The organism is Micromonospora siamensis (genome assembly GCF_900090305.1).
Lineage (GTDB): Bacteria > Actinomycetota > Actinomycetes > Mycobacteriales > Micromonosporaceae > Micromonospora > Micromonospora siamensis.
Genome location: NZ_LT607751.1, coordinates 3,343,444 through 3,370,151 on the forward strand (window position 1 = coordinate 3,343,444; position 26,708 = coordinate 3,370,151).

22 protein-coding genes are annotated in these 26,708 nt (G+C 74.7%); 8 read left to right on the forward strand and 14 right to left on the reverse strand.

From position 1 onward, the window contains the following. Nucleotides 1-29: 29 nt before the first annotated feature. The 5 genes from GA0074704_RS15350 to GA0074704_RS15370 are packed head-to-tail and all read right to left on the reverse strand — an operon-like array spanning nt 30 to nt 7,902. A complete protein-coding gene (locus GA0074704_RS15350; protein WP_088971143.1) occupies nt 30-1,448 on the reverse strand; it encodes a condensation domain-containing protein in 1,419 nt (472 codons plus the stop codon). Next, nucleotides 1,441-2,682, reverse strand: coding sequence for a cytochrome P450 (locus tag GA0074704_RS15355; RefSeq protein ID WP_088971144.1), 1,242 nt, complete (start codon nt 2,680-2,682; stop codon nt 1,441-1,443). The genes GA0074704_RS15350 and GA0074704_RS15355 overlap by 8 nt, the downstream gene beginning before the upstream one ends. Continuing rightward, nucleotides 2,679-5,837, reverse strand: coding sequence for a non-ribosomal peptide synthetase (locus tag GA0074704_RS15360; protein WP_088971145.1), 3,159 nt, complete (start codon nt 5,835-5,837; stop codon nt 2,679-2,681). Before GA0074704_RS15360 ends, GA0074704_RS15355 begins: the two co-directional genes overlap by 4 nt. 26 nt (nt 5,838-5,863) lie before the next feature. Further along, nucleotides 5,864-7,690, reverse strand: coding sequence for a non-ribosomal peptide synthetase (locus GA0074704_RS15365; RefSeq protein WP_088971146.1), 1,827 nt, complete (start codon nt 7,688-7,690; stop codon nt 5,864-5,866). Continuing rightward, complete coding sequence (locus tag GA0074704_RS15370) at nt 7,690-7,902, reverse strand: MbtH family protein (RefSeq protein WP_088971147.1); 213 nt, start codon at nt 7,900-7,902, stop codon at nt 7,690-7,692. Before GA0074704_RS15370 ends, GA0074704_RS15365 begins: the two co-directional genes overlap by 1 nt. A 279-nt stretch (nt 7,903-8,181) precedes the next feature. Here GA0074704_RS15370 and GA0074704_RS15375 point away from each other — a divergent pair, with 279 nt between their 5' ends. Beyond that, nucleotides 8,182-9,363 (forward strand): S8 family peptidase, encoded by a 1,182-nt coding sequence (locus GA0074704_RS15375; RefSeq protein WP_088971148.1) that lies wholly within the window; start codon nt 8,182-8,184, stop codon nt 9,361-9,363. A 25-nt stretch (nt 9,364-9,388) separates the two neighbouring features. Further along, complete coding sequence (locus tag GA0074704_RS29190; RefSeq protein ID WP_088971149.1) at nt 9,389-10,555, forward strand: M23 family metallopeptidase; 1,167 nt, start codon at nt 9,389-9,391, stop codon at nt 10,553-10,555. Here the strand turns inward: GA0074704_RS29190 and GA0074704_RS15385 are convergent. The 3 genes from GA0074704_RS15385 to GA0074704_RS15395 are packed head-to-tail and all read right to left on the reverse strand — an operon-like array spanning nt 10,535 to nt 13,200. After that, the gene (locus GA0074704_RS15385) at nt 10,535-11,728 is read right to left on the reverse strand and encodes an HAD-IA family hydrolase (protein ID WP_157743697.1); all 1,194 of its coding nucleotides are present in this window, start codon (nt 11,726-11,728) and stop codon (nt 10,535-10,537) included. The two genes, GA0074704_RS29190 and GA0074704_RS15385, sit on opposite strands and share 21 nt — an antisense overlap. 8 nt (nt 11,729-11,736) lie before the next feature. Next, entirely contained in the window at nt 11,737-12,438 is a 702-nt protein-coding gene (locus GA0074704_RS15390) for an HAD family hydrolase (RefSeq protein ID WP_088971151.1), read from the reverse strand. Between the two features lie 3 nt (nt 12,439-12,441). Then, entirely contained in the window at nt 12,442-13,200 is a 759-nt protein-coding gene (locus GA0074704_RS15395; protein WP_088971152.1) for an HAD family hydrolase, read from the reverse strand. A 487-nt stretch (nt 13,201-13,687) separates the two neighbouring features. Between GA0074704_RS15395 and GA0074704_RS15400 the strand changes: the two genes are divergently transcribed. The 3 genes from GA0074704_RS15400 (at nt 13,688) to GA0074704_RS15410 (ending at nt 17,989) form a co-directional block, all read left to right on the forward strand. Beyond that, nucleotides 13,688-14,848, forward strand: a complete 1,161-nt coding sequence (locus GA0074704_RS15400) for a glycosyltransferase family 39 protein (RefSeq protein WP_088971153.1) — start codon at nt 13,688-13,690, stop codon at nt 14,846-14,848. A 100-nt stretch (nt 14,849-14,948) separates the two neighbouring features. Further along, complete coding sequence (locus tag GA0074704_RS15405) at nt 14,949-16,856, forward strand: glycosyltransferase family 2 protein (RefSeq protein ID WP_088971154.1); 1,908 nt, start codon at nt 14,949-14,951, stop codon at nt 16,854-16,856. Beyond that, nucleotides 16,844-17,989, forward strand: a complete 1,146-nt coding sequence (locus GA0074704_RS15410; protein ID WP_088971155.1) for a glycoside hydrolase family 26 protein — start codon at nt 16,844-16,846, stop codon at nt 17,987-17,989. Before GA0074704_RS15405 ends, GA0074704_RS15410 begins: the two co-directional genes overlap by 13 nt. Here the strand turns inward: GA0074704_RS15410 and rfbB are convergent. After that, entirely contained in the window at nt 17,986-19,005 is a 1,020-nt protein-coding gene (gene rfbB, locus GA0074704_RS15415; protein WP_088971156.1) for a dTDP-glucose 4,6-dehydratase, read from the reverse strand. The genes GA0074704_RS15410 and rfbB overlap by 4 nt on opposite strands. An 88-nt stretch (nt 19,006-19,093) precedes the next feature. Between rfbB and GA0074704_RS15420 the strand changes: the two genes are divergently transcribed. Beyond that, nucleotides 19,094-20,260 carry a low temperature requirement protein A gene (locus GA0074704_RS15420; protein WP_231926453.1) on the forward strand — a complete coding sequence of 389 codons (1,167 nt, stop codon included), beginning with the start codon at nt 19,094-19,096 and terminating at the stop codon, nt 20,258-20,260. A gap of 33 nt (nt 20,261-20,293) precedes the next feature. Here GA0074704_RS15420 and GA0074704_RS15425 read toward each other — a convergent pair whose 3' ends face one another. Continuing rightward, the gene (locus tag GA0074704_RS15425; RefSeq protein ID WP_088973703.1) at nt 20,294-21,250 is read right to left on the reverse strand and encodes an SDR family NAD(P)-dependent oxidoreductase; all 957 of its coding nucleotides are present in this window, start codon (nt 21,248-21,250) and stop codon (nt 20,294-20,296) included. An 82-nt stretch (nt 21,251-21,332) separates the two neighbouring features. Between GA0074704_RS15425 and GA0074704_RS15430 the strand changes: the two genes are divergently transcribed. After that, nucleotides 21,333-22,244, forward strand: a complete 912-nt coding sequence (locus GA0074704_RS15430; RefSeq protein ID WP_088971158.1) for an AraC family transcriptional regulator — start codon at nt 21,333-21,335, stop codon at nt 22,242-22,244. On the opposite strand, the gene GA0074704_RS15435 is transcribed toward GA0074704_RS15430, so the two are convergent. Beyond that, a complete protein-coding gene (locus GA0074704_RS15435) occupies nt 22,214-22,753 on the reverse strand; it encodes a hypothetical protein (protein WP_157743698.1) in 540 nt (179 codons plus the stop codon). The two genes, GA0074704_RS15430 and GA0074704_RS15435, sit on opposite strands and share 31 nt — an antisense overlap. Before the next feature lie 210 nt (nt 22,754-22,963). Between GA0074704_RS15435 and GA0074704_RS15440 the strand changes: the two genes are divergently transcribed. Beyond that, a complete protein-coding gene (locus GA0074704_RS15440) occupies nt 22,964-23,818 on the forward strand; it encodes an NAD-dependent epimerase/dehydratase family protein (RefSeq protein ID WP_088971160.1) in 855 nt (284 codons plus the stop codon). 51 nt (nt 23,819-23,869) lie between these two features. Here the strand turns inward: GA0074704_RS15440 and GA0074704_RS15445 are convergent, their stop codons facing one another. The 3 genes from GA0074704_RS15445 to GA0074704_RS15455 form a co-directional block, all read right to left on the reverse strand. Beyond that, the gene (locus GA0074704_RS15445) at nt 23,870-24,139 is read right to left on the reverse strand and encodes a GlsB/YeaQ/YmgE family stress response membrane protein (protein ID WP_088971161.1); all 270 of its coding nucleotides are present in this window, start codon (nt 24,137-24,139) and stop codon (nt 23,870-23,872) included. Between the two features lie 101 nt (nt 24,140-24,240). Next, nucleotides 24,241-25,257: an Acg family FMN-binding oxidoreductase gene (locus GA0074704_RS15450; RefSeq protein WP_088971162.1), complete on the reverse strand. Its 1,017-nt coding sequence runs from the start codon at nt 25,255-25,257 to the stop codon at nt 24,241-24,243. Nucleotides 25,258-25,430: 173 nt separating this feature from the next. Beyond that, the gene (locus GA0074704_RS15455; protein ID WP_088971163.1) at nt 25,431-26,663 is read right to left on the reverse strand and encodes a PucR family transcriptional regulator; all 1,233 of its coding nucleotides are present in this window, start codon (nt 26,661-26,663) and stop codon (nt 25,431-25,433) included. Between the last annotated feature and the right edge of the window lie 45 nt (nt 26,664-26,708).

Sequence of the window (26,708 nt, forward strand, 5' to 3'; positions counted from 1 at the left end):
CATGGTCGGCCCGGCGCCGCCGCGCCGACTCAGCTCCCGGCGAGCTCCGCGTCCTTTAGGGCTGCGTCGGGGTGCCGGGCGACCTGCCGCATGACGGCGACGAACCGGTCGTGCAACCCGCGTACGGTGCTCTCCGCCAGCAGCGCGGAGCGGTACTTCCAGACCGCGACGTGGTCCGCGCCGCGCCGCCCGAGGCTCACGGTGAGGTCCAGCGCCGACTTCTCCGCGAACAGCTGCCGGTAGGAGACCTCGACGCCGGGGAACTCGGGCTCGGCGAAGCCGGTGTTGTCCAGCTGGAGGATCACCTGCACCAGCGGCAGGCGGCCGGGCGCCCGGGCCGGCCGGACGGCGTCCACCAGACGCTGGAAGGGCACCTCGCCCTGGGCGAAGTCGTCCAGCGCGTTCTCCCGGACCCGGCGCAGCAGCTGCGCGAAGGACTCCTCCGGCCGGACCAGCACCCGCATCGGCAGCGTGTTGGTGAACACGCCCACGAGCTGCTCGGTCTCGGGCAGCTCCCGGCCGGCCACCGGCGACCCGACGACCAGGTCGCGCTGGTCGGAACCGCGCCACAGGGTGACCGCGAACGCGGCCAGCAGGGCCATGTAACCGGAGGCGCCGACCGCGCCGGCCGTCGTCTCCAGGTCGTCCACGACGGCTCCCGGGATCCGGGCGAACAGGGTGCCGGACTCCAGCGCCTCGGTCTCGCCGGGCGGCCGGTCGAAGGGCAGCGGCACGGTGGTGGGGGCCCCGGCCAGCCGCTGTCGCCAGTAGGACAGCCCTCGTTCCAGACCCGCGCCGGACTGCCGCTCCCGCTGCCCGATCGCGAAGTCCGCGTACTGGATGGGCAGCTCCGGCAGGCCGGCCGGCTCCCCGGTCACCCGGGCCCGGTACAGCTGGGACAGGTCGCGGTTCAGCACACCCTCGGACCAGCCGTCGGCGGCGATGTGGTGCATCCGCAGCACCAGGTGGTGTCCGCCGTCGGCGGCGCGCAGCAACGTCCACGACACCGGCGGCTCGGTGGCCAGGTCCAGCTTGCGGACCAACTGCTCCCGGGCGAAGGTCTCCAGCGCCTCGGCTGCCCCGTCCGCCGGGAGGTCGACGGTGGGCACCGGGACCTCCGACGGGGGCAGCACCCGCTGGAAGAGTCCGCCCCGGCCCGGCTCGACCACGGTGCGCAGCACCTCGTGGCGGCGGGTCAGGTCGCTGACCGCGCCGCGCAGCGCCGCGACGTCCAGGTCGCCGCGCAGGCCGATGACGAACACGGTGCTCTCCGTGGACGCGTCCGGGTCCAGCCAGTCCGACAGCCACATCCGCTCCTGGGCGAAGCTGGCCGGGACGATGTCGGGCCGGGGCGCGACGGTCCGCCGGGCCTGCGCGGCACGGGCCAGCAGCCGCCGCTCGAAGTCGATCCGGGCCGCGGAGACCGCGGGCGTACGAGCCTCAGCCATGCCGGCCGCCGTCCGTCGTCGGGGCGGGCCGCAGCGCGACGACCGCCTCCTCGAATCCGGCGATGTGGTTGGAGCGCACCCGACTCACCGGCCCGGGCACCTCGATGGTGGCCACCCGGCGGGCCACCTCGCCGAAGAGCACGCGCAGCTCACTGGTCGCCAGGGCGCCACCGAGGCAGTAGTGGGCGCCGTGGCCGAAGGTCAGGTGCCGGTTGGGTCTGCGGTCGAGGCGGAAGACGTCCGGGGCGTCGAAGACCGTCTCGTCGCGGTTCACCGACCTGCCCCACACCACGACCGGCTGTCCCGCCCCGATGCGCCGCCCGGCGAGTTCGGTGTCCCGGGCCGCGGTGCGCAGGGTGTGCGCGCCCGGCGTGGTCCAGCGCAGGATCTCCTCCACGGCGGTGGGCAGGACGGTGGGGTCGTCGCGCAGCGTCCGCCACTGGTCGGGGTGGGCGGCCAGGGCGAGCAGGCCGCCCACGGAGGCGTGCCGGGTCGTCTCGTTGCCGCCAGAGATCAGGCCGTCGCAGTTGAGCAGGATCTCCTCGTCGGTGAGCGGACGCCCGTCGACCTCGCCCCGGACCAGGGCGGTGACCACGTCCTCGCGCGGGTCGCGGCGACGCTGCTTCACCAGTTCCAGGTAGTACAGCAGGATGTCGGTGTGCGCCTCGGCCGCCGCCGCCGTCGGGCCGCCGTGCTCGTCGACGGCGCCGAAGGCCACGGTGGTGCGGTCCAGCATGAAGTCCCAGTCCTCGCGGGGGACGCCGAGCAGGTCGCAGATGACCGAGACGGGCAGTCGGGCGGCGATCCGCACGAGGTCGCAGGTGCCCCGCTCGAACGCCTCGTCCAGGCAGGCGGTCACCGTCGCCCGCATGTTCTGCTCCAGCCGCTGCACCGTCCGCGCGGTGAACGCGGAACCGATGATCCGCCGGATGTCGCCGTGCCGGGGCGGGTCGGTGACGATCAGCATCTTGCGGGAGGCGGCCGCGGCGGCCAGCGGATCCCCGCCCAGCCGGATGCCGCGCTCGGAGGAGAAGGTCCGGCTGTCGCGGAGCACCCGTACCGCGTCGGCGTGCGCGGTGACCGACCAGTACGCGTCCCGGTTGGGGCGTACGGTCCAGCGCACCGGGTCGTTGTGGCGCATCCAGCGCCACACCGGGTCGAGTACGCCGTCGCGGTGCAGCACCGGGTCGGCGACGTCCACGGTGGTCGGGTCGGCCAGCTCCGGCGCGGTCATCGGGCGGCCTCCCGCTGCTCCTCGCCGAGGGCGAGCTGCATGATCGCCTCGGCGAGGTCGGCCAGCACCCGGTGCTCGAAGAGCAGCCGCACCGAGACGTCCAGGCCGGTCGCCGCCTTGACCCGGGCGATCACCTGGGCGGCGAGCAGCGAGTGGCCACCCTTGTCGAAGAACGAGTCGTGCACACCGATCCGCGGGACGTCCAGCACCTCCTGCCAGATGTCCACCAGGATCTCCTCCAGCGGGGTGCGGGGCGGCTCGTAGTCGACGCTCTCCGGCTGGACCCGCTCGCCGGCCTCGTCGATCAGCGCGGCCAGCGCGGCCCGGTCGGCCTTGCCGTTGCCGGTGATCGGCAGGCTCTCCAGGAAGACGTAGCCGGCGGGCCAGAAGTGGGCGGGGAGCCGGCCGGTGAGGTGGTCGCGCAGCTGCTCGGTGGAGACGGGCGGCCCGTCCGGCGCCCGGACGACGCAGGCGGTCAGCCCGACCACGCCCAGGCTGTCCGCGCGGGCCACGATCGCGCACTCGCGTACGCCGGGGTGGGCGGCGAGCGCGGACTCGATCTCGCCCGGCTCGACCCGGAAGCCGCGTACCTTGATCTGGTCGTCCGCCCGGCCGGCGAAGACCAGTTCCCCGTCCGAGCGCCGGCGAGCCAGGTCCCCGGTGCGGTACAGCCGGGCGCCGGGCCGCGCGGAGTACGGGTCGGGCAGGAACCGCTCCGCGGTCAGCCCGGGCCGGCCGAGGTAGCCGCGCGCCGTCCCGACACCGCCGACGTACAGCTCGCCCACCACGTTGACCGGCACCGGGCGCAGGTCCTCGTCGAGCACCAGCGCGCTGTAGCCGGGGATCGCGGTGCCGATCGGCAGGGCGCCGTCGACGTCGGACTCCCGCACCTCGTGGCCGGTGGCCCAGATGGTGGCCTCGGTGGGGCCGTACAGGTTGAAGCAGCGTGCCTGCGGCGTCCAGTGCCGCACGGCGCCGGCGGTGAGCACCTCGCCGGCCCCGATCACCACCCGCAGGCTCGGCACGTCGGCGGCGCCCAGCGCGGCGATCGCCGACGGCGGGGCCGTCCAGGAGGTGACCCGGTGCCGGCGCATCAGCGCCGCCAGCGGTTCACCGGGCACCAGCTCGTCGCGGGTGCCCAGGGCGAGGCGGGCGCCGGCCCCGACGGCCAGCCCGATCTCGAACATCGAGGCGTCGAAGCTGGGGGAGCAGAACTGGAGCACCGTGTCGTCGGGGCCGTGCGGCAGCCGGGCCCGCTGCGCGGCCAGCAGCGCCGCGTACGACGCGTGGGTGATCTGCACGCCCTTGGGGCGGCCGGTGGAGCCGGAGGTGTAGATGACGTAGGCCAGGTCGTCCCGGTGCGGACCGGGCCCGGTGTCGGTGGCGTCGGCGCATGCGTCGGGCGACAGCAGGGGGACGCCAGAGGCCCGGGAGAGCTCCTCGACGGCCGGTCCCGAGCCGATCAGCACGCTCGCGGCGGAGTCGGTGAGCATGTATTCGAGGCGGGCCGCCGGGTACTCCGGATCCAGGGGAAGGTAGGCGCCGCCGGCCTTGAGGACGGCGAGCAGCGCGGTGATCCACTCGGTGGTGCGGGGCAGGCAGACGCCGACCCGGGCCTCCGGACCGACGCCGTGGGCGCGCAGGGCGGCGGCGAGCCGGTCGGCCCGGGTGTCGAGCTGGGCCCAGCTCAGCGACCGGTCGCCGTCGGTGACCGCGGTGACGTCGGGCCGTTCCCGCGCCCACCCGGCGACCAGCTCGGGCAGCAGCGGCGGCTCCGGGTCGGCCGCGGGGCCGGGCGCGAGCAGCGCCTCCCGCTCGGCGGCGCCGAGCATCGGCAGCTCGGACAGGCGCAGGCCCGGATCGGCCACCGCGGCCTCGAGCAGCGTACGCAGGTGCGCGTGCAGCCGTTCGATGCTGCCCGCGTCGAACAGGGCGGCGTCGTACTCCCAGGCGGCGGCGAGGCCCGAGTCGGTGGGCACCAGGGTCAGCGCCAGGTCGACGCCGGGGGCCTGGGTGTCCATCCGCACCACGTCGACGGTGAGCCCGTCGAGGTGGATGCTGTTCAGCGACACCTCCGCCAGGTGCAGCACGGTCTGGAAGAAGGTCTGCCGGTCGCCGTCCCGGTCCGGGCGCAGCTCCTTCACCAGCCACTCCAGCGGCACCTCCTGGTGCCCGACGGCCTCCAGCGACACCTCCCGGACCTGCCCGAGCAGCCGGTCGAAGGTGGGGTCACCGGCCAGGTCGGTCCGGGCGACCACGGTGTTGACGAAGCAGCCGATCAGCTCGCCGAGGCCCGGCTGGCCGCGGCCCGCCATCGGCACGCCGACCAGCACGTCGGTCTGGCCGGAGTACCGGTGCAGGAGCGTGTCGAACGCGGCGAGCAGCACCATGAACACCGTCGCGCCGCGCCCGGCGGCGAAGGAGCGGACGTCCTCGATCAGGTCACCGGGGAGCGTGGCCAGCAGCAGGCGTCCCTGGGCGGCCGTATCGGCGGTACGCGGCCGGTCGGTGGGCAGCCCGGTCGGGTCGCCGGCGCCCTTGAGCCGCTGGCGCCACACCTCCATGGACGGCCCGAGCGTCTCCGGGGTGACGTTCTCCCGTTCCCAGGCGGCGAAGTCGGCGTACTGGATGGGCAGGTCGTCGCCGCGCGGCTCGGCGCCGGCGCGCAGCCGCCGGTAGTTCTCCACGACCTCCCGGTAGAGCAGCTGGAGCGACCAGCCGTCGGCGATCAGGTGGTGCAGGCCCAGGGCCAGGCGGTGTTCCTCCTCGCCGAGGCGCAGCAGCGCGGCGCGGAACAGCGGGCCGGCCTCGATGTCGAACGGCCGCTGCCAGGCCCCGGAGAGCCACTCGTCGGCGGTGCCGGCCGGGTCGTCGCGGTCGTCGCAGGCCACCCGCTCCAGCTCGATGCCGGACCAGGGCCACACCACCTGCACCGGATCGCCGTCGGCCGCGGCGAAGGTGGTGCGCAGCGCCTCGTGGCGGCGGACCACCGCGTTCACCGCCTCGTGCAGCAGCTCCGGGTCCAGGGCGCCGCGCAGCCGCAGGACGGCCTGGATGTTCCAGGCGGGTCCGCCGCCCTCCATCTGTTCCAGGAACCACAGCCGCCGCTGGGAGTACGACGTCGGGACGACGAACTTCTCCTCGGTGAGCTCCATGCCTACTCCTTCGGGTCGGACCTGCGTCAGCTCGGGACCGTGCGCCGGGCGGGGCGCGGGATGCGGGTGATGGGCGGGCGCCCGGTCCCCCCGCCGGCCGCCGCCCGGGACACCGCGTCGGCCAGGCCTTCGACCGTCCGTCCCTGCGCGAGCAGCGTCTCCAGCCGCAGCTGTACGCCGTGGGCCTTCTCGATCCGGGCGACCACCTGCGCGGCGAGCAGCGAGTGGCCGCCCAACTCGAAGAAGTCGTCCCGGATGCCGATCTCCGGCTGCCCCAGCACCTCCTGCCAGATCCGCAGCAGGTCCGCCTCGACCGGCGTGCGGGGCGCGACGACGGGCACGTCGCGTCGGCGCGGACCGGAACCCTGGGCCAGCAGGGCCGCGTGGTCGACCTTGTGGTTCGGGGTCAGCGGAAACTCCCGCACCAGGGTGATGGAGTTCGGGACCATGTAGTCGGGCAGCTCGTCGGCGAGGTGACGGCGCAGCAGCCCACCGGTCACCGCGTCCTGACCGGACGCCGGCAGGACGAACGCGAGGATCTGGCCGCCCAGCAGGCCGGTCTCCCCGACCAGCACCACAGCCTGGCTGACCCGGGGGTGGCGCTCCAGCGCCTGCCGGATCTCGTTGAGCTCGATCCGGTGGCCGCGGATCTTGACCTGTCCGTCGGCGCGACCGGAGAACTCCAGGGCGCCGTCGGGCAGGAACCGGCCCAGGTCACCGGTGCGGTACAGGCGCGAGCCGGGCACCCCGGAGAACGGGTCGGGGACGAACGCCGCCGCGGTCAACGCCGGCCGGCCGAGGTAACCGCGGGCCACCCCGGCGCCGCCGATGCAGATTTCGCCGGTCCCGCCGGGCGGTGCGGCCGTACCCGCCGGGTCGTCCACGACGTACAGCGAGACGCCCGCGCACGGTGCCCCGATCGGCACCGAGGGCAGCTCGCCGTGCTCCGGGGTGACCTCGAACAGGGATGCCGCGACCGTGGTCTCGGTCGGGCCGTAGCCGTTGACGAAGCGGTGCCGGGCGGCGAACGAGGCGGCCAGCTTGGGCGGGCAGGCCTCCCCGCCCGAACCGACCACCGCCAGGTCGGGGAACTCCTGGTCGACCAGGGTGGCCAGCACCGAGGGCGGCAGCGCCACCGTGTGGATGCGCTCGCCGCGCAGCCGGTCGGCCAGCCGCTCGGGCGAGGCCACCTCCTCCTTGGTGGCGATGACCAGCGTGCCGCCGTTGGTCAGGGTGGCCAGGGTGTCGAAGACCGAGATGTCGAAGCTGAACGACACGCACTGCAGGGTGCGCCGCCCCGGGCCGACCTCCAGCGCCGGCGTCAGCCCCGCCAGCATGTTGCCCAGCGAGGCGTGGGTTACCTGGACGCCCTTGGGGCGGCCGGTGGAGCCGGAGGTGTAGATGACGTACGCCAGGTTGTCCGGGTGGGCGCCGGGACCGGTCGCGCTGCTGGCGGTTTCCGCGTCCGGGGCCAGCAGGGGGACGTCGCAGGCCCCGGCGAGGTGCTCGGCGGTGGGCCCGGTGCCGACCAGGACGGTGGCGGCGGAGTCGGCGAGCATGTATTCGAGGCGGGCCGGCGGGTACTCCGGGTCCAGTGGCACGTAGGCGCCGCCGGCCTTGAAGACGGCGAGCAGTGCGGTGATCCAGTCGGCGGTGCGGGGCAGGCAGATGCCGACGCGGGTCTCGGGGCCGACGCCGTGGGCGCGCAGGGCGGCGGCGAGGCGGTCGGCCCGGTGGTCGAGCTGGGCGTAGGTGAGGGACCGTCGCTCGGAGCTGACGGCCACGGCGTCGGGCCTCTCCCGCGCCCAGCCTGCGACCAGCTCGTGTGCCAGAGTGCCGGGACCGCTGCGCATCAGGACCCCTGCTCGGCCATCCGTCGGCGCAGGCTCAGTGGACGCATGTCGGTCCAGACCTCCTCGATGTGCGCCAGGCACTCCTCGCGGGTGCCGGTGGCGCCCTCGTCGCGCCAGCCCGGAGCGTTCTCCCGGCCGGCCGGCCAGATGGAGTACTGCTCCTCGTGGTTCAGCACGACCTTGTAGGGGCGGCTGTCCTGGTTGTCGCTCATCTCTCCTCCGTGGGTGGTGCCCGCTGCGGCACCCGGCGCCGGCGCGCGGCGGGGTGATCCGGGGCCCATTCGACCGTGGCGACGGCCGGTCACACCGCTGCCGGGGGAGGTACTAGAACAACACCTGGAACCTGTGGTGGAGCCACTGCGGACGGTGGCGTGGCTAGGTGAAGCCCTACACCTGCGGTCGGTACGACGACAGCGGCCGGGCCGGCGCGGACACTACGCATCGGACGCCCCGACCAGGGGCGATCCCACCGTTGGTCACGAGGAGGAACAGTGCCCGCAGCGTCGCTGACCGCCCGCCGCCGAGCCGGCGCCGTCCTGGTGGCCGCCGGGACCGTACTCGGGATGGGTGTCCTGGCGGTCCCCGGGCCCGCCGGGGCCGCCCGGCCCGTCGTCAACTCCGGCAGCGCCCGGGCCGTGCCCGGCAGCTACCTGGTGCTCTTCGCCGAGGGGGAGCGGCCCGACATCGCCGGCCGGTACGGCGTACGGGTCCGGGACAGCTACCACAGCGCGGTTCGCGGGGCGCTGGTCCAGGCGAGCGAGGAACAGGCGCGGCGGCTGGCGGCGGATCCGTCGGTGCGGCTGGTGGAGCAGGACACCAGGATCGAGCGGGTGGCGTCGCGCACCGGCACGCAGCAGGTCCCCTCCTGCGGCCTGGACCGGATCGACCAGCGGCAGCTACCGCTGGACGGCTCGTACACGTACCCGGCGGCGGCCGGCGCCGGCGTCGACGTCTACCTGGTCGACACCGGCATCGACTACCGCCATCCCGACCTCGCCCCCCGTGCCCGGCCCGGCTTCGACGCCTTCGGCGGCGACGGCGCCGACGAGCTGGGCAACGGCACCCTGATGGCCGGGATCGTCGGCGGCACCACGTACGGCGTGGCGAAGAAGGCCCGGTTGATCTCGGTGAAGGTGCTCGACGCGCAGGGCGGCGGCACCCTCGGTGGGGTGCTGGCCGGAATCGACTGGATCACCGCGCACGCCTCCGGCCCGTCGGTGGCCAACGTCGTCATCGGCGCCCCGGCCAGCGACGTGCTCGACGAGGCGGTACGCGCCTCCGTCGCCTCCGGTGTCACGTACGTGCTGTCGGCGGGGGCGAGCGCCGACGACGTCGACAACTCCTCTCCGGCCCGGGTACGCGAGGCGGTCACCGTCGGCTCGTCCGACTGCGCCGACACGGCGGCGTGGTTCAGCAACTACGGTCCGGGGCTGGACCTGTACGCTCCCGGGGTGGACATCACCTCCACCTGGCCGGGCGGCGGCACCAGCTCCGACTCCGGCACCTCGGTCTCGGCCGCGCACGCCTCCGGGGCGGCGGCGCTCTATCTGGGCGGGCGTCCCATGGCCACCCCGGCGCAGGTAGCCGGGGCCCTGGACCGGGCGGCCGTTGACGGCGCGCTCACCGGCGTACCGGCCGGCACGCCGAACAAGCTGCTCCAGACGGTGCGCTGACACCGGACGAGGTGACCCCGCCCCGATGGCACTGGACCTGCTGACCGCCGCGACCGTCCTCGCCGTGCTGGCGGCCGTGCACTGGTACCTGTACCGGCGACTGGTCCGCGACGTCTCGGCGACGGGCGGCCGGTGGCGGCGGGTCGGCACGGTCGTCGTGCTGCTGCTCGCGGCGGGCACCGCGCTGCTGCTCACCGTCGGGCCGCTGGAGCCGCCCGTGCCGGTACGCCGCCTCGCGGCGGGGTGGGCCGCCTGGTGGCTGCCGCTGCTGCTGTACCTGATCCTGGCGCTGCTGCTGGGCGAGGTTGTCCGGCCGCTGCTGCGGCGTGCCCTCGCTCGCCGGGCGACCGACCCGCCGCATCGGCCCGCCGACGTGGACGACCGGCCCGACGCCTCCCGCCGGCTCTTCGTCGCCCGCACGGTCGCCGTCGGCGCCTCGGTGGTGGCCGTCGGTGGCGCCGTCGCCGGCCGGTCCGCTCCGGTGTCCGGCCAGGACCCGGCGGCCGGGGGAGTGGAACTGGCGCTGCCGTTCACCGGGCTCTGGCTGGCCCGCAACAGTCCGGCCCGGCGGGTGCCGAGCCACGGCACCGACCTGCTCGGCGGTCGCTACGCCATCGACTTCGTCGCCGTGGACGCGGCGCACCGGACGTCCGGCCGCCACGACTGGCGGAGCCTGCTCACCAGCGAACCGCCGGAGCGGTTCCTGGCCTTCGGCCGGCCGATCCTGGCGCCCGCAGCCGGCACCGTCGTCGCGGCCCACGACGGCGAGCCGGACCACGAGGCGCGGCGGTCGCAGCCGGCGCTGGTGCCGTACACCCTGGGGCAGTCGGCGCGGCTGCGCCGGGGGGTGGCCGCGGTCGCCGGCAACCACGTGGTCATCGCGCTGCCCGGTGGCGGCTTCGTGGGACTGGCCCACTTCCGGTCCGGTTCCCTGCGGGTCCCGGTCGGCGCGCGGGTGGTCGAGGGCCAGCACCTCGCGGACTGCGGCAACTCCGGCAACTCCACCCAGCCGCACGTGCACATCCAGGCCATGGACAGCGCCGACCTCACGGTCGCCCGCGGGGTGCCGATGCTGTTCCGGCGCTTCCGCGAGTGGCCCGCCGGCCCCGGTCCGGGGCGGGTCAGGGAGCGGACCGTGCCCGGTGAGGAGGCGGTGGTGGAGCCGCTGCCGTCACCGCCCGTCGGGGGGTAGCGCCCGGTCGCCGATGCGCAGCTGGCCGAGCCGGCGCCGGATCGCCACGACCTGGTCGGTACGTCCCCGCTCCTGGGCTATCCGCAGCAGCGACGACAGTGGAAGCACCGGAACCAGCCGGCCCCACGACGGGATCCACAGCCGGTCGTCCGGCGTCGCCGGGGCCGACCAGCCGCCGTCCTGTCGGCGGTTGCGGACGCCGACGAGGATCTCGAACGGGGTTTCGTCCAGTGCGAGGCGGAGCCGGGCGCGCGCGGTCACCCCGACCGCCCGGAACGGCTCCGCCACGCTGACGTCCCCGAACCTGCGGCGCAGCGCCACCAGCCCGGCCGGGTCGGTCACCACGTCGACGTCACGCGGGGTCACCGCCGCGCCGTGCAGCGCGACGGCGGCGCTTCCGGTGACCGCCCAGCGGGCCCGGGGGTCGATCAGGTCCGCGAACCGGTCCAGCGCCGCCCGCCAGGAAGCCGGGTGACCTCCGGCGGGCGTGGTGGCGGTGGTCGCGCGGAGTTCGGGCAGCCGGGTCAGCCGGTCGATCCGGATGGCCGACACGTCGGCGCGGCGGGCCGTACGGTCGAGCCAGGTGCCGTCGAGCCCGGCTCGAAGGGAGGCCCGGTGGTCGGTCTCCGGGTCGTCGCCCACGTACCGCAGGTGACGGGGAGGGTGGCCCAGTCGTTCGGCGGCGAGCCGGAAGGCGGCCGGGTCCGGTTTGGCCACGCCGAGCTCCGAGGAGCAGCAGACCACGTCGAAGGCGTCGCCCAGGCCGATCGCCGACAGCTTCCGCCGCTGCTGGCCGGCGTCACCGTTGCTGAGCACACCCAGCCGGTACCCGCGGCAGCGCAGCCCGACCAGCGCGTCGACGACGTCGGGGTAGGGCCGCCAGGCCGCCTCGTAGTGCCGCAGGTAGTCGGCGAACTCGTCGTCGAGCCGCGCCTCGTCGACCGCCGACCCCAGCAGCGCGAGGACCGCCCGCATCCGGCGCCGCCGCTGCTCGGTGAACGAGCACTCCCCGGCCAGGTAGGCGGCGAAGTGTTCCCGTTCCAGGGCCGACCAGGCCGCGACGAGCGTCGGGTCGCCGCCCACGCCGGGCGCGACGGTCGCCGCCCAGGCGGTGACCGCCCGGCGGGCGGCCCCGGCGTGGTCGAGCATGGTGCCGTCCAGGTCGAACAGCACGCCGACGGTCACCATGGGCCGGCCGGCCCACGGGCCGGCGGATCGGTCCGCACGCCGAGCAGCCGGGCGGCCAGCCCCAATCGTTCGTCGCGGACACCGGTCAGCGGCGGCAGCAGCAGGGTCGGCATCCCGACCTCCACGGCGGCGCCGTCGTGCCCCTGACGATCGCCGACCATCAGGGTCTGCCCGGGTACGGTGCCGAGCCGGTCGAGGGTCAACCGGTAGATCCGCGGGTCGGGCTTCTGCACACCGTGCTCGTGGGACAGGACGAAGGTCGAGACCAGGTCGGCCAGGCCCGCGGCGGCGAAGGCCGGGCGTACGTCGAAGTGGATGTCACTGACCACGGCGATCCGCAGGCCGTGCCCGGCGATCGCCCGCAGCACCGGGTCGACGTCGACGGCGAACGGGTTCTGGGTGGCGTCGGACTCCACGGCGTACAGGGCGCCCACCAGCGCGTCGTCGAGACCGGCGTCGGCGAGGACCCGGTGGTACGTCTCGCGGTGGAAGGCCGCGTCGCAGTCCAGCCCCGGCGGATCCAACCGGTCCGGCTCGCCGGCCGCCGCGTCGATGGCCGCCGCCACCTGGGCGACCACCACCGGCCGGGTGTCCCGACCGAGGCGCCGCAGCGCGGTACGCACCCACTCCTGCATGGAGAGCGTGGTGACCAGGGTGCCTCGCCAGTCGAAGGCGACCGCCCGGAACTCGACCACGGCTCAGCTCCCGATCCGGTGCGCTTCGGGCCGGTCTCCCGGTGCGGGCGCGACCACGGCGGTCACCGCCGTGCCGCCGGGTGGCCACCCGTCCCACGTGCCGATGACGTGGTCGACGGCCGCGCGCAGCGTCGCCACGACGGGCACGCCGAGGTCGGCGACGTGGTCGCGGGCGTGCAGCGCGTCCTCTCCCGGGTGGTAGACCACGCAGTGGGTGCCGCACTCCCGCGCGGCCAGCGCGTCGTCCACGCTGTCGCCGACCAGCACGGTCCGCTCCGGCCGCAGCCGCTGGATTTCCAGGTGGCGGCGCAGGTGCGGGGCCTTGCGCGGCACACCGGGCGGCGCCGTCCCGTCGACCCGGGTGAAGAACCGGTCGATGCCGGCGGCAGTCACCAGCGGAACGAGCCGCTCGTGCGGGTACATGGACAGCAGTGACTGGCCGCGTCCGGTGGCGTCCCACCGGGTCAGGGCCTCGACGGCGTCCACGGTGAGCGTGACGCGTTCCCGGTGGCGGCCGTACGCGGCGTGGAAGCACCGGTCCAGCTGTTCCTGCTCCTGGTCGGTCAGCTCCCGGCCGGCGAGGCGTTCGTAGAAGTGCGTGATCGGCTGGGTGTGGTGACGCTGGTAGTCGGTGCGGGTCACCGGGGGCAGCCCGCAGGCGGCGAACGCCTCGATGGTCGCCTCGATGAGCGCCCGGCTGTCACCGAAGACGGTCCCGTTCCAGTCCCAGACGATGTGGTCGATGCCTGCCGTGGGATCCATTGGTGCCCTCCTGCGCGGTTGCGGGACGGTGCACGCCGGGTGCGCCGGCGCTGCGCTGCCGGAACCGGGTCGCGGGCACACTGCCGCCCGGGGCATGAACCGTCGCTGTCGACGGCACGACCCGAAGCGGGCCCTGCGACCGGTGACGAGGCGTCAGGGGGCGAAGTCGGACCGCTCGTGGTCGTCGCCGTACAGCGGGAGGGCGGGCGTGATCCACCGGGCGTACGCGGCCGCGACGGCCTCCACCGGGGTCACGATGTCGACAGTAGTGCATTCGTGGCGCCGACACCGCCCCGCCGGAACCGGTCGATCGGCCCGCGACGGGTGGGGCCCTTTCGGACGGACTCTCGGATCCGGCTGCCGCCCGCAGGCCCGTCGGATATGGTGCTTTTGACCGTTCTGGTGGCGTTTGTCGGAGCCGCCGGCCGGCCAATTTCCGGCCCACGGCGAGCCCGACCGTCCATCCCACAGAGGTGTGTGAGCCACGATGAAGGACGCGGAGACGCTCGTCCTGACCCCGGTCCCCGCGGCCGGGGCCGGCGTCGAGGACCCGTGGGGGGAGGACCACGACCCCGTGGTCCCACCGGAGGCGGACCCGCCCCGCCGGTCGATCACCCCGTGGCTGCTCCCGACGCTGCTGATGGGCGCCCTCGCCACCACCGGCGCGCACCGGTCCGCCCCGGCCGGCGCCGACGTCGCCAGCCCGCTGCACCACCTGCTGCTGCGCGCCTGGGCCACCGTCTTCGGCCAGTCCGACCTCGCGCTGCGTACGCCGTCGATCCTCGCCGTCACCGCCACCGCGGCCCTCGTCGCGGCCCTGGCCGCTCGGGTGTTCACCCCCCGGGTCGGCCTGCTGGCCGGACTCATCTTCGCCCTGCTGCCCGCGACCACCCGGTACGCCCAGCAGCCCCAGCCGTACGCGCTGGCCATGCTCGCCGCCGTGCTCGCCACCTGGTGCCTGGTGCGGTTCGTCGAGGCGCCCACGGCCCGCCGGCTGGCCGGCTACGGTGCCGCCGTACTCCTGTTGGGAACCTGTCACGCGCTGGCGTTGCTGCTGCTGGTCGGGCACGGCTGGGCGGTGGTCTTCTTCCGCCGCGGCCTGGCGCCTCGCTGGCTGCTCGTGGCGGCCCTGGGCGCGGCGCCCGCCGCGGCGCTGCTGCTGCTCGACGCGCGGCGCGGCGATCGGCTCGCCGCGGGTGTCGCACCGACCCTGGACGTGCTCGCCGCGACACCCGGGCAGCTGTTCGGGGTCACCGCCCTGGCCGGCGTCCTGGGCTGGCTGGCGCTGTTCAGCCTCCCGCTGCGCCGCTCCGCCGCCCTCTACACGGCATGGGCGGTCGCGCCGCCGCTCGCCCTGCTGCTGATCGCCCAGGCGACACCGGTCTGGCTGCCGTCGGTGCTGCTGTTCACCCTGCCCGCCTGGGCGACCCTCGGCGCGGTGGCCCTCGCCCGGGTCCGCGCCGGCTGGTGCGCCGCCGTGCTGGTGGCGGTCGCGGTGCTGGCCGCGCCGGTCCAGGTGGCCCTGCGCTCGCCCGACGCGGACCAGCGGGCCGACGGCCGGCTGACCCGGATCACCCGGCTGTGGACGCCGCCGTCCGGCGACGTCGCCGCCGTCCCGTCCGGCCCGCGGGGGGCCGGCGGCGGCTGAGCGGCCGGCGGCTCGCACACGTCATCGTTCGTCACCGAGATGTCGACACGGCATCGGCCCGGCCGGGTCCACGGCGGGCAGATCTCTTCATGGGGGCAATGTGGGCGTCGTCAGTGACACGCGCCTGGCTCGATCCACCGGGGAGGGTACGCCGGGCGGCGCCCCCGCCCCCGGCCCGTCCCGCCGGTCACCGTCCGTACGTCACCGCGACCGGCGCCGGCTCAACGTCCGGGCACGACTGGCGTACGCGGCCTGCGGGGCGACCGCCGGACCGCTGACCGCGCCGGAGAGCCCGGACGCGCCGGTGCGCTTCCGCGCCGCCCTGACACCCGCGTCGCGGCTGGTCCTGACGCTGTTCGTCCTGCTCAACGCCGGCACCGGCCTGCTCTTCGTCGGCTGGCTGCTGATCCCCGCGCACGTGCCCGGCGCGGGGGTCGTCGGCCCGGGTGGTTGGCAGACCTTCGCCGCCCGGCTCGGCTTCTGCGTGGTGGTGGGCGTGGAGCTGATCCGCCTGGCGCAGAACGTCGTGGTCTGGGTCTTCGCCTTCCACGCGAAGGACCCGGTGCCGGTCGACCCGCCGGTCGGCCTGCGGGTGGCGCTGCTGACCACGATCGTGCCGAGCAAGGAACCGATCGACGTGGCCGAGCGGACGCTGCGGCGGATGCGGCAGATCGTCTACTGCGGCCAGGTGGACGTCTGGATCCTCGACGAGGGCGACGACCCGGCGGTGCGGGCGATGGCCGAGCGGCTGGGCGTACGACACTTCAGCCGCAAGGGCCGCCCCGAGTACAACCAGCCCAGCGGCGAGTTCCGGACCCGGACCAAGTCCGGCAACCACAACGCCTGGCGGGCCGAGCACGAGCACGACTACGACGTGGTGGCCAACGTGGACCCGGACCACGTGCCGCTGCCGGGCTTCTTGGAACGGACCCTCGGCTACTTCCGCGACCCGGACGTGGCGTTCGTGGTGACGCCGCAGGTCTACGGCAACATGCACCAGAACTGGGTGGCGCACGGCGCCTCGGTCCAGCAGTACCTCTACAACGGGCTGATCGCGCGCGGCGGCAACGGCCTGGACGCTCCGCTGCTCACCGGCACCGGGCACCTCTACCGGCCGGCGGCCTGGCGGACCGTGGGCGGCTACCAGGACTCGATCATCGAGGACCACCTGACCAGCATCCGGGTGCACGCCGCGGTCAACCCCGGCACCGGCAACCGGTGGAAGGGCGTCTACACCCCGGACGTGGTGGCGATCGGGGAGGGGCCCACCTCCTGGGCCGACTACTTCAACCAGCAGAAACGCTGGGCGGCCGGGATCTGCGAGATCCTGGTCCGGCCCGACCTGCGGACCCCCCGCGAGCTGGGGTCACGCCGTCGCTGGCAGTACCGGCTGCTCCAGTTCTACTACCCGAGCGTCGCGGTCAGCCTGCTGCTGGGCAACCTCGCCACCGTCCTGTACCTGTTCACCGGCGTGGGCATGAGCCGGCTCGACGTCGCCGTCTGGTCGGCGCTGTGGACCTCCACCATCGGCTCCTGGTTCCTGCTCTGGCTCTGGCTGCGCCGGTTCAACATCGCCCCCCACGAACGGGAGGAGATCGGCCTGGTCGGGATGGCCCTGGCGCTGTTCACCGGGCCGATCTACGTGGCCGCCGCCGTCGGCGCGCTGCTGCGCCGCAAGCTGGCCTTCGTGGTGACCGCCAAGGGAACGCTGCGGACCAGCGAGTCCCTGGCCACCTTCCGGCTGCACTTCGCCTGGGCGGCCTTCGCTGCGGTGCTGCTCGGGGCGGGTTTCCTGCTCGACGACGGGCTCACCCCGCTGCGGGTGTGGCCCGTGGTGACCCTGCTGACCGGCCTGGGCCCGCCGTTGATCGCCATCGGCTCGGGTCTGGCCGCCCGCGCCGGGCGCCGCCGGCGCCCGGCCCACCTGGCGACCCGGACCACCGCGGGACGACGTCGCCCGCCCCGATCCCGGGTGCCGGCCGAGAGGAGCGTGCCGTGGCACGGCTGACGGTCCCGCGCGGTGCGCTGCTGGTCACGGCCGCGCTCCTGCTGACGTACGTCTTCGTGATCGCGCCGGGCACCTCCGGTCAACCGACGCAGCCGTCGCCGGACCGGGTGGCGAACGCCGAACCGGGGCCCACCGCGACCGCCACCCCGAGCCCGCCGCCCCGACCGCCCTTCCCGCCGGCCGGCCGGACCTTCGTCGGCGTCGCCACCCGCGAGGGCCCCTACGACTTCCGCGCGGTGGACGACTTCACCGCGGCGACCCGGCACGCCCCACAGGTCATGCTCTTCAGCGTCGGCTGGACGTCCGGCCCGTTCGACCGTGCGCTGTTCGACCGGATCCGCGACCGGGGCATGCTGCCGATGCTGGCCTGGGAGCCGTGGGACCACCGGCTGGACGAGGCGGCGCTGCGCAACCAGATCGCCACCGCGCAGATGAACCGGGAGCGGGCCACCCAGCCCCGCTACCGGCTCTCCCGCATCGCCGCCGGTGACTTCGACGACTACCTGCGCTCCTGGGCCGAGGGCATCCGGTCGCTGGACTACCCGGTGGCCATCCGCTTCGCCCACGAGATGAACGGCGACTGGTACCCGTGGTGCGAACGGGCCAACGGCAACCGGCCGGGCGACTACGTCAGGGCCTGGCGGCACGTGCACGACCTGTTCCGGTCGGCCGGGGCGACGAACGTCACCTGGGTGTGGAGCCCCAACGCGCGGTGGAACAACTCCGCCCCGACGCTGCACGCGTACTACCCCGGCGACGACTACGTCGACTGGCTGGGGATCTCCGGCTACTACGGGATGGGCGCGTTCGCGACGTACCGGTCCTTCGACCAGATCTTCCGGGCGACCATCGTCCAGCTGCGCACCTTCAGCCATCGCCCGATGGTGATCACCGAGACGGCCGCCACCGACGCCGGCGGTCACAAGGCACGGTGGATCACCGAGGCGTTCCGGTCGCTGCCCCGATACCCCGAGCTGATCGGCCTGATCTGGTTCGAGGTGGACAAGGAGGTGGACTGGCGGGTCGCCGGCTCCCCGGCGTCGGCCAGGGCGTTCGCCCAGGCCGTGGCGGACCCCCGCTACGCGCTCACCTGGACACCGGACTCGGTCGCGCGTACCCGGACCGGTGACTAGGGCCGCGCGTCGCCCCAGGCGCTCTCCTGGACGGTCGAGGCGCGGGCGAGCAACGGTCGCCACCAGCTCTCGTTCTCCCGGTACCAGGAGATGGTCTCCCGCAGGCCGGCGGCGAACCCGATCCGCGGCGCCCAGCCCAGCTCGGTACGCACCTTGCCGGAGTCCAGCAGGTAGCGGCGGTCGTGCGACGGCCGGTCGGGCACCCGCGCCTTGAGTTCCGGGCCCAGCCCCAGCTCGGCGAGGACGCTGTCGGCCAGCGTCTCCACGTCGACCTCCACCCCGCTGCCGATGTTGTAGGTCTCGCCGGTCCGGCCGTGCAGGAGGACCGCCTCGACCGCCCGGCAGTGGTCCTCGACGTGCAGCCATTCCCGCCGGTTGCGGCTGGAGGCGTAGACCGGCAGGGGCCGACCCTGGAGTGCCTGGGTGACGAAGAGCGGGATGACCTTCTCCGGGAACTGGTAGGGCCCGTAGTTGTTGGCGCAGGTGGTGACGGTGAACGGGATGCCGTACGTGTAGCCGAAGGCCCGGGTGGCGTGGTCACCGCCGGCCTTGGCGGCGTTGTAGGGCGTACGGGGGAGGTAGGGCGACTGCTCGGTGAAGGCGCCCGGCGCGTCCAGGGCCATGTCCCCGTAGACCTCGCAGGTGGAGATCTGGTGAAAGCGGATCCCGCCGGACGAGACCGCGCGGACGGCCTCCAGCAGCGCGACCGGCCCCATGACGTTCGTCTCGAAGAAGGCGGCGGGCTCCAGCACCGCCCGCGAGTTGTGCGACTCCGCCGCGAAGTTGACGACGACATCGACGCCGCATCTGCGGAGCGTCCGCTCGACCGTCCGCCGGTCCCGGATGTCACCCTCGACGAAGTCGATGCCGGCGACGTCGGCGAGGTTGGCCCGGCACCCGGAATAGGTGAGCAGGTCGTAGGCGATCACCCGGTCGGCGGGGTGCGCACGCCGCCAGTGCCGGACGAAGTTGGAACCGATGAAGCCGGCGGCGCCGGTGACGAGAATGGCGTTCACGACCCACGCTAGCAGGGCGGCCAGGACCGTCCGTTCCAGGTGGCAAATCCGGCTTCCCGGGGCCGCCCCGCCGCCTACGCTCGAACCCGTGCCGCCGACGCCGGCCGCCCGGGACCACCGGGCCGTTCCGTTCGAGATCTTCTTCGACCTGGTCTTCGTCTTCGCGCTGACCCGGATCATGGCGTTGATGCAGCCGCCTACCGGACCGGCGATGGCCCGGGCGCTGCTCCTGCTGGTTCTCCTCTGGCTGGCCTGGTCGTCGTACGCGTGGCTGGGCAACCAGACCCGGCTCGACGTCGGCGGGGTCCGGGCCGGTGTGCTGGTGGCGATGGCGGCGCTCTTCATCGCCGCCCTGGTCATGCCGCGGTCGTGGACGCCGGCGCCGGGACTGGACGCGCCCGTGCTGCTGGCGCTGGCCTACATCCTGCTGCGCAGCGTGCACCTGGCGCTGTACCACTGGGTGGCGGCCGGGCAACCCGACCTGCGCCGGCGGATCCGGCTGTTCGCCACGGTCAGCCTGGTCTCGTGGGCGCCACTGCTGCTCGGCGCCCTGCTCGGCGGTACCGCGCAGGCCGTGCTCTGGGTGGTCGCCTTCGTCGTCGAGGTGGTCGGGCAGCGCCTGTCGTACGCGCTGCGCGGCGGATGGCCCCTGCACAGCGTGGCCCACTTCGCCGAACGGCACGGGCTCGTGCTGATCATCGCGCTCGGTGAGTCGCTGGCCGCGGCCGGCGTCGGGGCCGGCAGGGCGGTGACGGCACCACCGGTGCTCGGGGCCGCGCTGCTGGGCCTGACGGTGGTGGTGTGCCTGTGGTCGCTCTACTTCGACCGCGCCGCGCCGGCCGGCGCCCGAGCCCTCGGCGCCGCCACCGGAGGCCGGCGGGACCGGATGGCCGCCGACGCGTACAGCCAGGCCCACCTGCTGCTGATCGTCGGCGTGATCTATCTGGCGTGCGGCGTCGAGGAGGTGCTCGCCCAGGTCGCCGAGCCGTACGGCGGTGGCCACCACGGCCGCCGGGAGCTGAGCTGGCCGGCGGCCTTCGCCCTGTACGGCGGGGTGGCGATCTTCCTCGCCGGACGGCTGCTCTTCCTGCGGCTCTCCGCCGGGTCGGTCCGGCCGGTGCAGCTGGTGCCGGCCGGCGCGGCGTTGGCGCTGCTGCCGGTCGCCCGGCTGCTGCCCGCCGCCGGGGCGCTGGTGCTGCTGACGCTGCTGGTCGCCGCCGCCGCCGGCTACGAACGGCTGGCCCGGGCCCGCTGAGCGGACCGGGCCGCACCGGCGCCGGTGTGGGGCTCAGCGGGCGGCCAGCTCCCGCTCGCCGTACGCCCAGAGCCGGTCCGCGGTCGCCGGGTCCACCGCGTGGGCCGCCACCCCACCGGTGGCCTCCGGCCCGCCGGGCACCACCTCGACCTCCTGGTTGTCCTGGAGGTACCGGCCGGTGACCCCGGCGGCCAGCGGCGACGCCGCCAGCAGTACGGAGGTGGCCGCGCCCTGGGCGGGGGTCTTGAAGTAGTCCGGCGGCTCGATCGGGTTGCCCGCGTCGTCCAGCACGCCGAACGCGCGCAGGGTCCCGTCGTCCAGGTGCCGCTGGAGGTTGGTCATGACGTACCCCGGGTTCAGGGCGTTGGCGGTGATGCCGTCGGCGGCCCACCGCCGGGCGATGCCCACGGCCATCAGCACGTTCGCGGTCTTCGACCGCCCGTACGCGGCCCACGGGTCGTACGGCTGGCGGGCGAAGTGCGGGTCGTCGAAGTCGAAGGGCTGCCCCAGGTGTGCACCCGAGCTGACCAGCACCACCCGGGCCGAGCCGGCGGCGCGCAGCCGGTCGTGCAGGCCCCGGGCGAGCGCGAAGTGGCCCAGATGGTTGGTGGCGAGCTGCATCTCCCAGCCCTGCGCCGTGAGCTGCCTGGCGGGCAGCGCCATGATCCCCGCGTTGGTGACCAGCGCGTCCAGCGGCCCGTCCCACCCGGCGACGAAGGCGTCGACGCTGTCCGGGTCGGCCAGGTCCAGGGCGCCCGCCCGGACACGGCCGGCGAACTCGGCGACCAGCTCCTCGGCCGCCCCCGGCCTGCGGGTCGCCACGGATACCTCCGCCCCCGCCCCGGCGAGGGCCCGGACGGTCTCCGCGCCGATTCCGGACGCGCCGCCGGTGACGATCATCCGACGGCCGGTGAGGTCGACGCCGGTCAGGATCTCGGTGGCCGTGGTGCGGGTGGTGAACGGGGTGCGTAGGCGAGAGGTGGTTGTCATGCCGTCCACGCTAGGGTCGCCAGCCTGGACTTCTCGTACGATGACGTCCAGCACTCTTCAGCGATCGTCCAGAGGAGGTCGGGTGGATCCCCTGGCGGACGTGCTGGCCATGGTCGGTGCCACCAGCCGGATCTCCGCCGCCCTGGCAGCCGGCGGCCGGTGGGCGGTCCGGTTCGCGCCACCGGCGGGCGTGAAGTTCAACGCCGTGCGGCGCGGGGGCTGCCTGCTGCGGGTCGACGGGGTCCCCGAGCCGATCACCCTGGCCGAGGGGGACTGCTACCTGCTCACCCGGCCGCTGGGCTTCACGTTGGCCAGCGATCTCGACACGGCGCCCGAACCTGCCGAGCCGCTGTTCCGGGCGGCCGTCGACGGGGTGGCCCGGGCCGGCGCCGGCACCGACCTGTTCCTCGTCGGCGGTGCGTTCTCCTTCACCGAGCGGGGCCGCGACCTGCTGCTGGACGCTTTGCCCCCGGTCATCCACGTGCCCGCGGCCACCCCGGCGGCCGCCACCCTGCGCTGGGCCGTCGCGGAGATCGACGCCGAGCTGCGGACGTCGGCGCCGGCCGCCGGCCTGGTCGCCGAGCACCTGGCCATGGTGATGCTGATCCGGATCCTGCGCCTGCACCTCGCCCGGAGTGGGACGTCCGGCTGGCTGGCCGGCCTGGCCGACCCCGTGGTCGCCCCCGCCCTGCGGGCCATGCACGCCGCGCCGGCGCACCCGTGGACCGTCGCCGAGCTGGCCCGGGTGGCCGCGGTGTCCCGCTCCACCCTGGCCGCCCGGTTCAAGCAGGTCGTCGGCCGGGGGCCGCTCGACTACCTCACCGGCTGGCGGATCGAACTCGCCGCCGACCGGATCCGGCGCGGCGACGGCACCTTGGCCGGCATCGCGCGGGCCGTCGGGTACGGATCGGAGAGCGCGCTCAGCGTGGCCTTCAAGCGCAGCACCGGCCGTTCCCCGCGCGACTACCGCGCGTCGGTCGCCCGGTCCACCTGATCCCGGGATGGCACCTGGCCCAGCGCCGCCCGCAGCCGGTCCACCCCGGGCCGGATCCCGAACAGGGGGAGCTGGATCTCGTGCGGCCGCGGCCTGCGGGACTGGTTCCAGAAGCCCAGCTCGCCCCACTCGTACGCCGACAGCACCGGCCGGGTGCGCTGCGGGTCGGCCACCACCAGCACCAGGTGCCGGCGGCGCACCTCGGTCACCGCGAGCGCCGCGCGCTCGATCACCAGCGGGCTGCCGTCGGGCCGGGTGAGCACCAGCTCCTGCGGGGTCACCAGCAGCGGCAGGCCCTTCTGCCGGCCGATCCGGACGTACGACCCGACGGTGCCGAGCAGGAAGACGGGCAGCACCGTCCAGAGGTCCCACCACGGCTCGTCGAAGACCAGCGCGTTGACCGCCCCGGCGGCAGCCGTGACCGCGACCAGGGTCCCGGCCAGCCACGCCAGCATCCGCGCCCGCGACCGTTCGAACCGCACCCCGCCCGCAGCATCGACCCCCGTCATGGCGCGGGAGATTCCCGTCGCCAGTGGACGGCAAACGTCTGCGGTGGCCCGATGGGTGTCGACGTCGACGCGTACCTCGTCTGCGCCGCCCCGCGCACCGGCGGCAGGCCGACGCGCTGAACGCGGCGTGGATCGCCCGCCACCGCCTCCGGTGACTGAGCGGCCCACCGGGTAGGAATGGGGGCAACCGTCCTACGGAGGTGTGTGTCCATGACCCGCGTCGCGGTCACCGGTGGCAGTGGCAAGCTCGGCCGTGCCGTCGTCGACGAACTGCTCGACCACGGCTACGAGGTGGTGAACCTCGATCTCGCGCCGCCGGCGCAGCCCCGCTGCCCGTTCACCCGGATCGACCTGGGTGACTACGGCCAGGTGCTGGAGGCGTTGACCGGCATCGACAGCCGGTACGACCACGTGGACGCCGTGGTGCACCTGGCGGCCGTCCCGGGGCCCGGGGTGACCGGCAACGCCGCCACCTTCACCCACAACATCACCGCCACCCACCACGTCTTCGCCGCCGCCCGCGCCGCCGGCATCCACAACGTGGTCTGGGCGTCCAGCGAGACGCTGCTCGGCCTGCCCTTCGACGAGAGCCCGCCGCCGTACGTGCCGGTCGACGAGGAGTACCCGGCCCGGCCGGAGACCTCCTACGCCCTGGCCAAGCACCTGGAGGAGCAGATGGTGGCCCAGTTCTGCCGCTGGGAGCCGCGGCTCAAGGCGATCGGGCTGCGCTTCTCCAACGTGATGGAGCCGGCCGACTACGCCGACTTCCCCGGCTACGACGCGGACCCGCGGCTGCGCGCCTGGAACATGTGGGGTTACATCGACGCCCGCGACGGCGCCCAGGCCGTGCGCCGCGCCCTGGAGCACCAGGCCACCGGGATGGACGTCTTCGTCATCGCCAACGCCGACACGGTGATGAGCCGGCCGAGCGGGGAGCTGGTCGCCGAGTACTTCCCCGACGTGCCGGTCCGCCGGGCCGTCACCGGCACCGGCACGCTGCTCAGCATCGACAAGGCCCGCCGGGTACTGGGCTACGAGCCCCGGCACGGCTGGCGCAACGGCTGAGACACGGAACCGGCCCGCCGCGGTGTGCGGCGGGCCGGTCACGAGTCGGGGTCAGTGGCGACGGCGGCCGTACGCCCCGGCGGCCAGCCACACGCCGGCGGCGGCGAAGAGCACCTGCAGGAGCAGCTCGATCCAGTCGATGCCCGCGGTTTCGGCCACGCCGAACGCGGCGGCGACCAACGTGCCGAGGATCGCGGCGACCACACCGATCAGCAGGGTGAGCCAGATCGGGATGTTCTGCTTGCCCGGCACCACCAGCCGGCCCAGCGCGCCGATGATCAGACCGATGATGATGGCGGTGAAGATGCCGGTGATTTCCACGAGATCGTCCTTCCGAGGAGTTGAGGTCGACGAGCTGATGCCCCCGGCCGGAAGCCGCCAAAACGGTTCGCACCCGTTCCCGGCGACTTGTCACGCGACTGTCATGGCGTCGTCGTGGGACCGTCACCGAACTCGATGACCTCGGCCCCCGACCGGCGCGGCACGGCCGGCAGGTCGGCCGCCGGCTGGCCGTAACCCAGCCGCACCACCAGGTACGGCTCGCCCACCCCGGCCAGCAGGTCGCGCATCACCCGGCGCGGCCAGGCCAGCTCGATGGCGTCGCTGATCGGGGCGGTCGACAGGCCCTCGGCGGTGGCCGAGAGCAGCAGCGCGGAGAGCGCCTCGCCGCCGCGCAGCCAACCCACCGCGTCGTCCCGGTCCCCGAAGAGCAGCACGTACGCGGCCCCGCGGTCGAAGTCGGCGCCCGGGCTCAGCCCGGCCGCCTCGCCCGGTGCGTGGTCCCGGACCGGCACCCGACGCGGCGCCGGGCGGACCGCCGTGGCCGTCGGCACCCCGTCCCCGCTGCCGTCCGGCCGGTGCGTCCACTCGTGCAGCTCACCCCGGTAACCCGGGTCGGCCAGCTCGGCGGCGGCCGCCCGGGCGGTGGAGACGGCCAGCATCGGCATCTGGTCCAGCCGCACCACGTGCAGGAAGGCGCCCTCGTCCTCCACCGTCGCCCGCAGCCGGGCCAGCAGTTCCCGGGACACCGGGCGGTCGCCGTACGCCCGGCGGTCGGTGCGCCGGCGGGGGATCGCCTCGACCAGCCGCGCGGCGGCCAGGTCCAGCGGCACCGGGCCGGCCGGCGTGAGCCGGGCCAGCAGCGCCGGGTCCGAGCGATCCGGGAAGCGCTCCACGCAGACCGTCCAGCCGGCGGCGGCCAGCGAGACCCGGGCGTGGTGCAGTGCGGCGCCGCAGCTGAGGGTGAGCAGCCGGCCGTCCGGGTCGGTGACGGTGAGCTGGCGCCCCGGGTCGGCACGCAGCTCCAGCGAACCGGCGGTGACCCGCCATCGCCACGGCTGGGTGTTGAACACCGACGGGGCGTACAGGGACTGGCGGGCGGCGGCCTCCAGCACCCGTACCAGCGGCGGCTGGTCGGTCCAGGTCGACGGCTGCGTCATGGTGGCCTCCTCGATGCGCGTCCCCCTTCACCCTGGGTGACGCGGCCGGCAGCCGACCAGGGCCGGACGGCCCTGGTCCGCGGGCCCCGGCGACCGGGCCCGGGTCCGCCGCGGCCCGGCTCCACCGCCGAGGCCAGCCGCCGTGCTGCGACCGCCCGGGTCGGCCGCGCGGCTCAGTCGCCCGGCTCGGCGGGCGGTGGCATGGCCAGCGCGAGGGTCAGGTCCAGCACGACGGACGGGTCGTGCAGCCGGTCACCGTACAGCTCCCGCAGCTTGCCCATCCGGTAGCGCACGGTCTGCGGGTGCACGAACAGGTCGGCGGCGACGTCGTCGCGCCTGCCCTGGTGCAGCAGCCAGGAGCGCAGCGTCTCGGCCAGCCGCGCCGCGGTGGCCGGGGGCAGCCCGGCCAGCGGCTCCAGCACCTGGGCGCGCAGGTCGGCCAGCCCTTCCGGATCCATGCTGAGCACCAGTTCGGCCAGGTGCTGCTCGGTGTCGAGCACCGGGCCGCCGTCCACCGGGCCCAGCCCGAGGGCCAGTGCCCGGGCGGCCCGCCGGTAGGAGTGGGCGACCCGGGTCCAGGGCCGCACCGGGCCGAGCACCGCCCGGTGCCCGTGCAGCACCCGGGCGAGCTGCCGGCGCCGGGCCCCGTGCATGTCCGGCACCAGCAGCACCGCCATCTCCTCGGCCAGGTCGACCCCGGGCCGGTCCTCCTCGCTCTCCAGGGTGTGCGGGCTGAGCAGGGCCAGCACCGACCGGACGTTGCTGCGGGGCAGCAGCACCACGGTGAGGGTCTGCGGCGCCGGCCAGTCGGCCCGCTCGGCGCTGCGCCGCAGGGTCTCCTCGACCTCGCCGGCCAGCAGTTGCTGGGTGAGCCGTTCCAGGTAGCGCCGCCGGACCCGGCCTGCGCTGGCCAGTTCGTCGGCGTGCCCGGCGACGCTGGCCGCGGAGAGCTCGTCGATGTAGGCGAACATCAGCTCGGCGAACTCGGCCACCGTCTCGGCGGACAGGCCGCTGCGCACGGTGGTGGTGGAGACCTCCCGCCAGGCCACCCGGGCACCCACCCGGTACGCGGCCAGCAGCGCGTCCATGCTCCGCCCGGAGCGGGCCTCCCCGCTGCCCAGCGCGTACGCCGCCTCCAGGGCGGGGGTGAGCGGGGTGCTCGGGTCGGCCGACGACTGGGTACCCTCGATGAGCTGGAGGAACGTGCCCAGAGCGATGCGCACCGCGTTCTGGATCTTCTCCCGCATCGAGCCGGTGAGGGCACCCGAATAGCTGGGCACCTCGGCGGTGATCGCGCTGACCGTCCGCTCGGCGACCATCGGCAGCCGGTCGCGCAGTCGGCCGGCCACCCACTCGTCGAGTTCGAGGTGGGCGGCGCGCCGCGTCGTGGTCGACTCGTCGGACATCTTTTGTACTCTCCGAACAAAAACCTGCGAGTAATTCACCTTTGC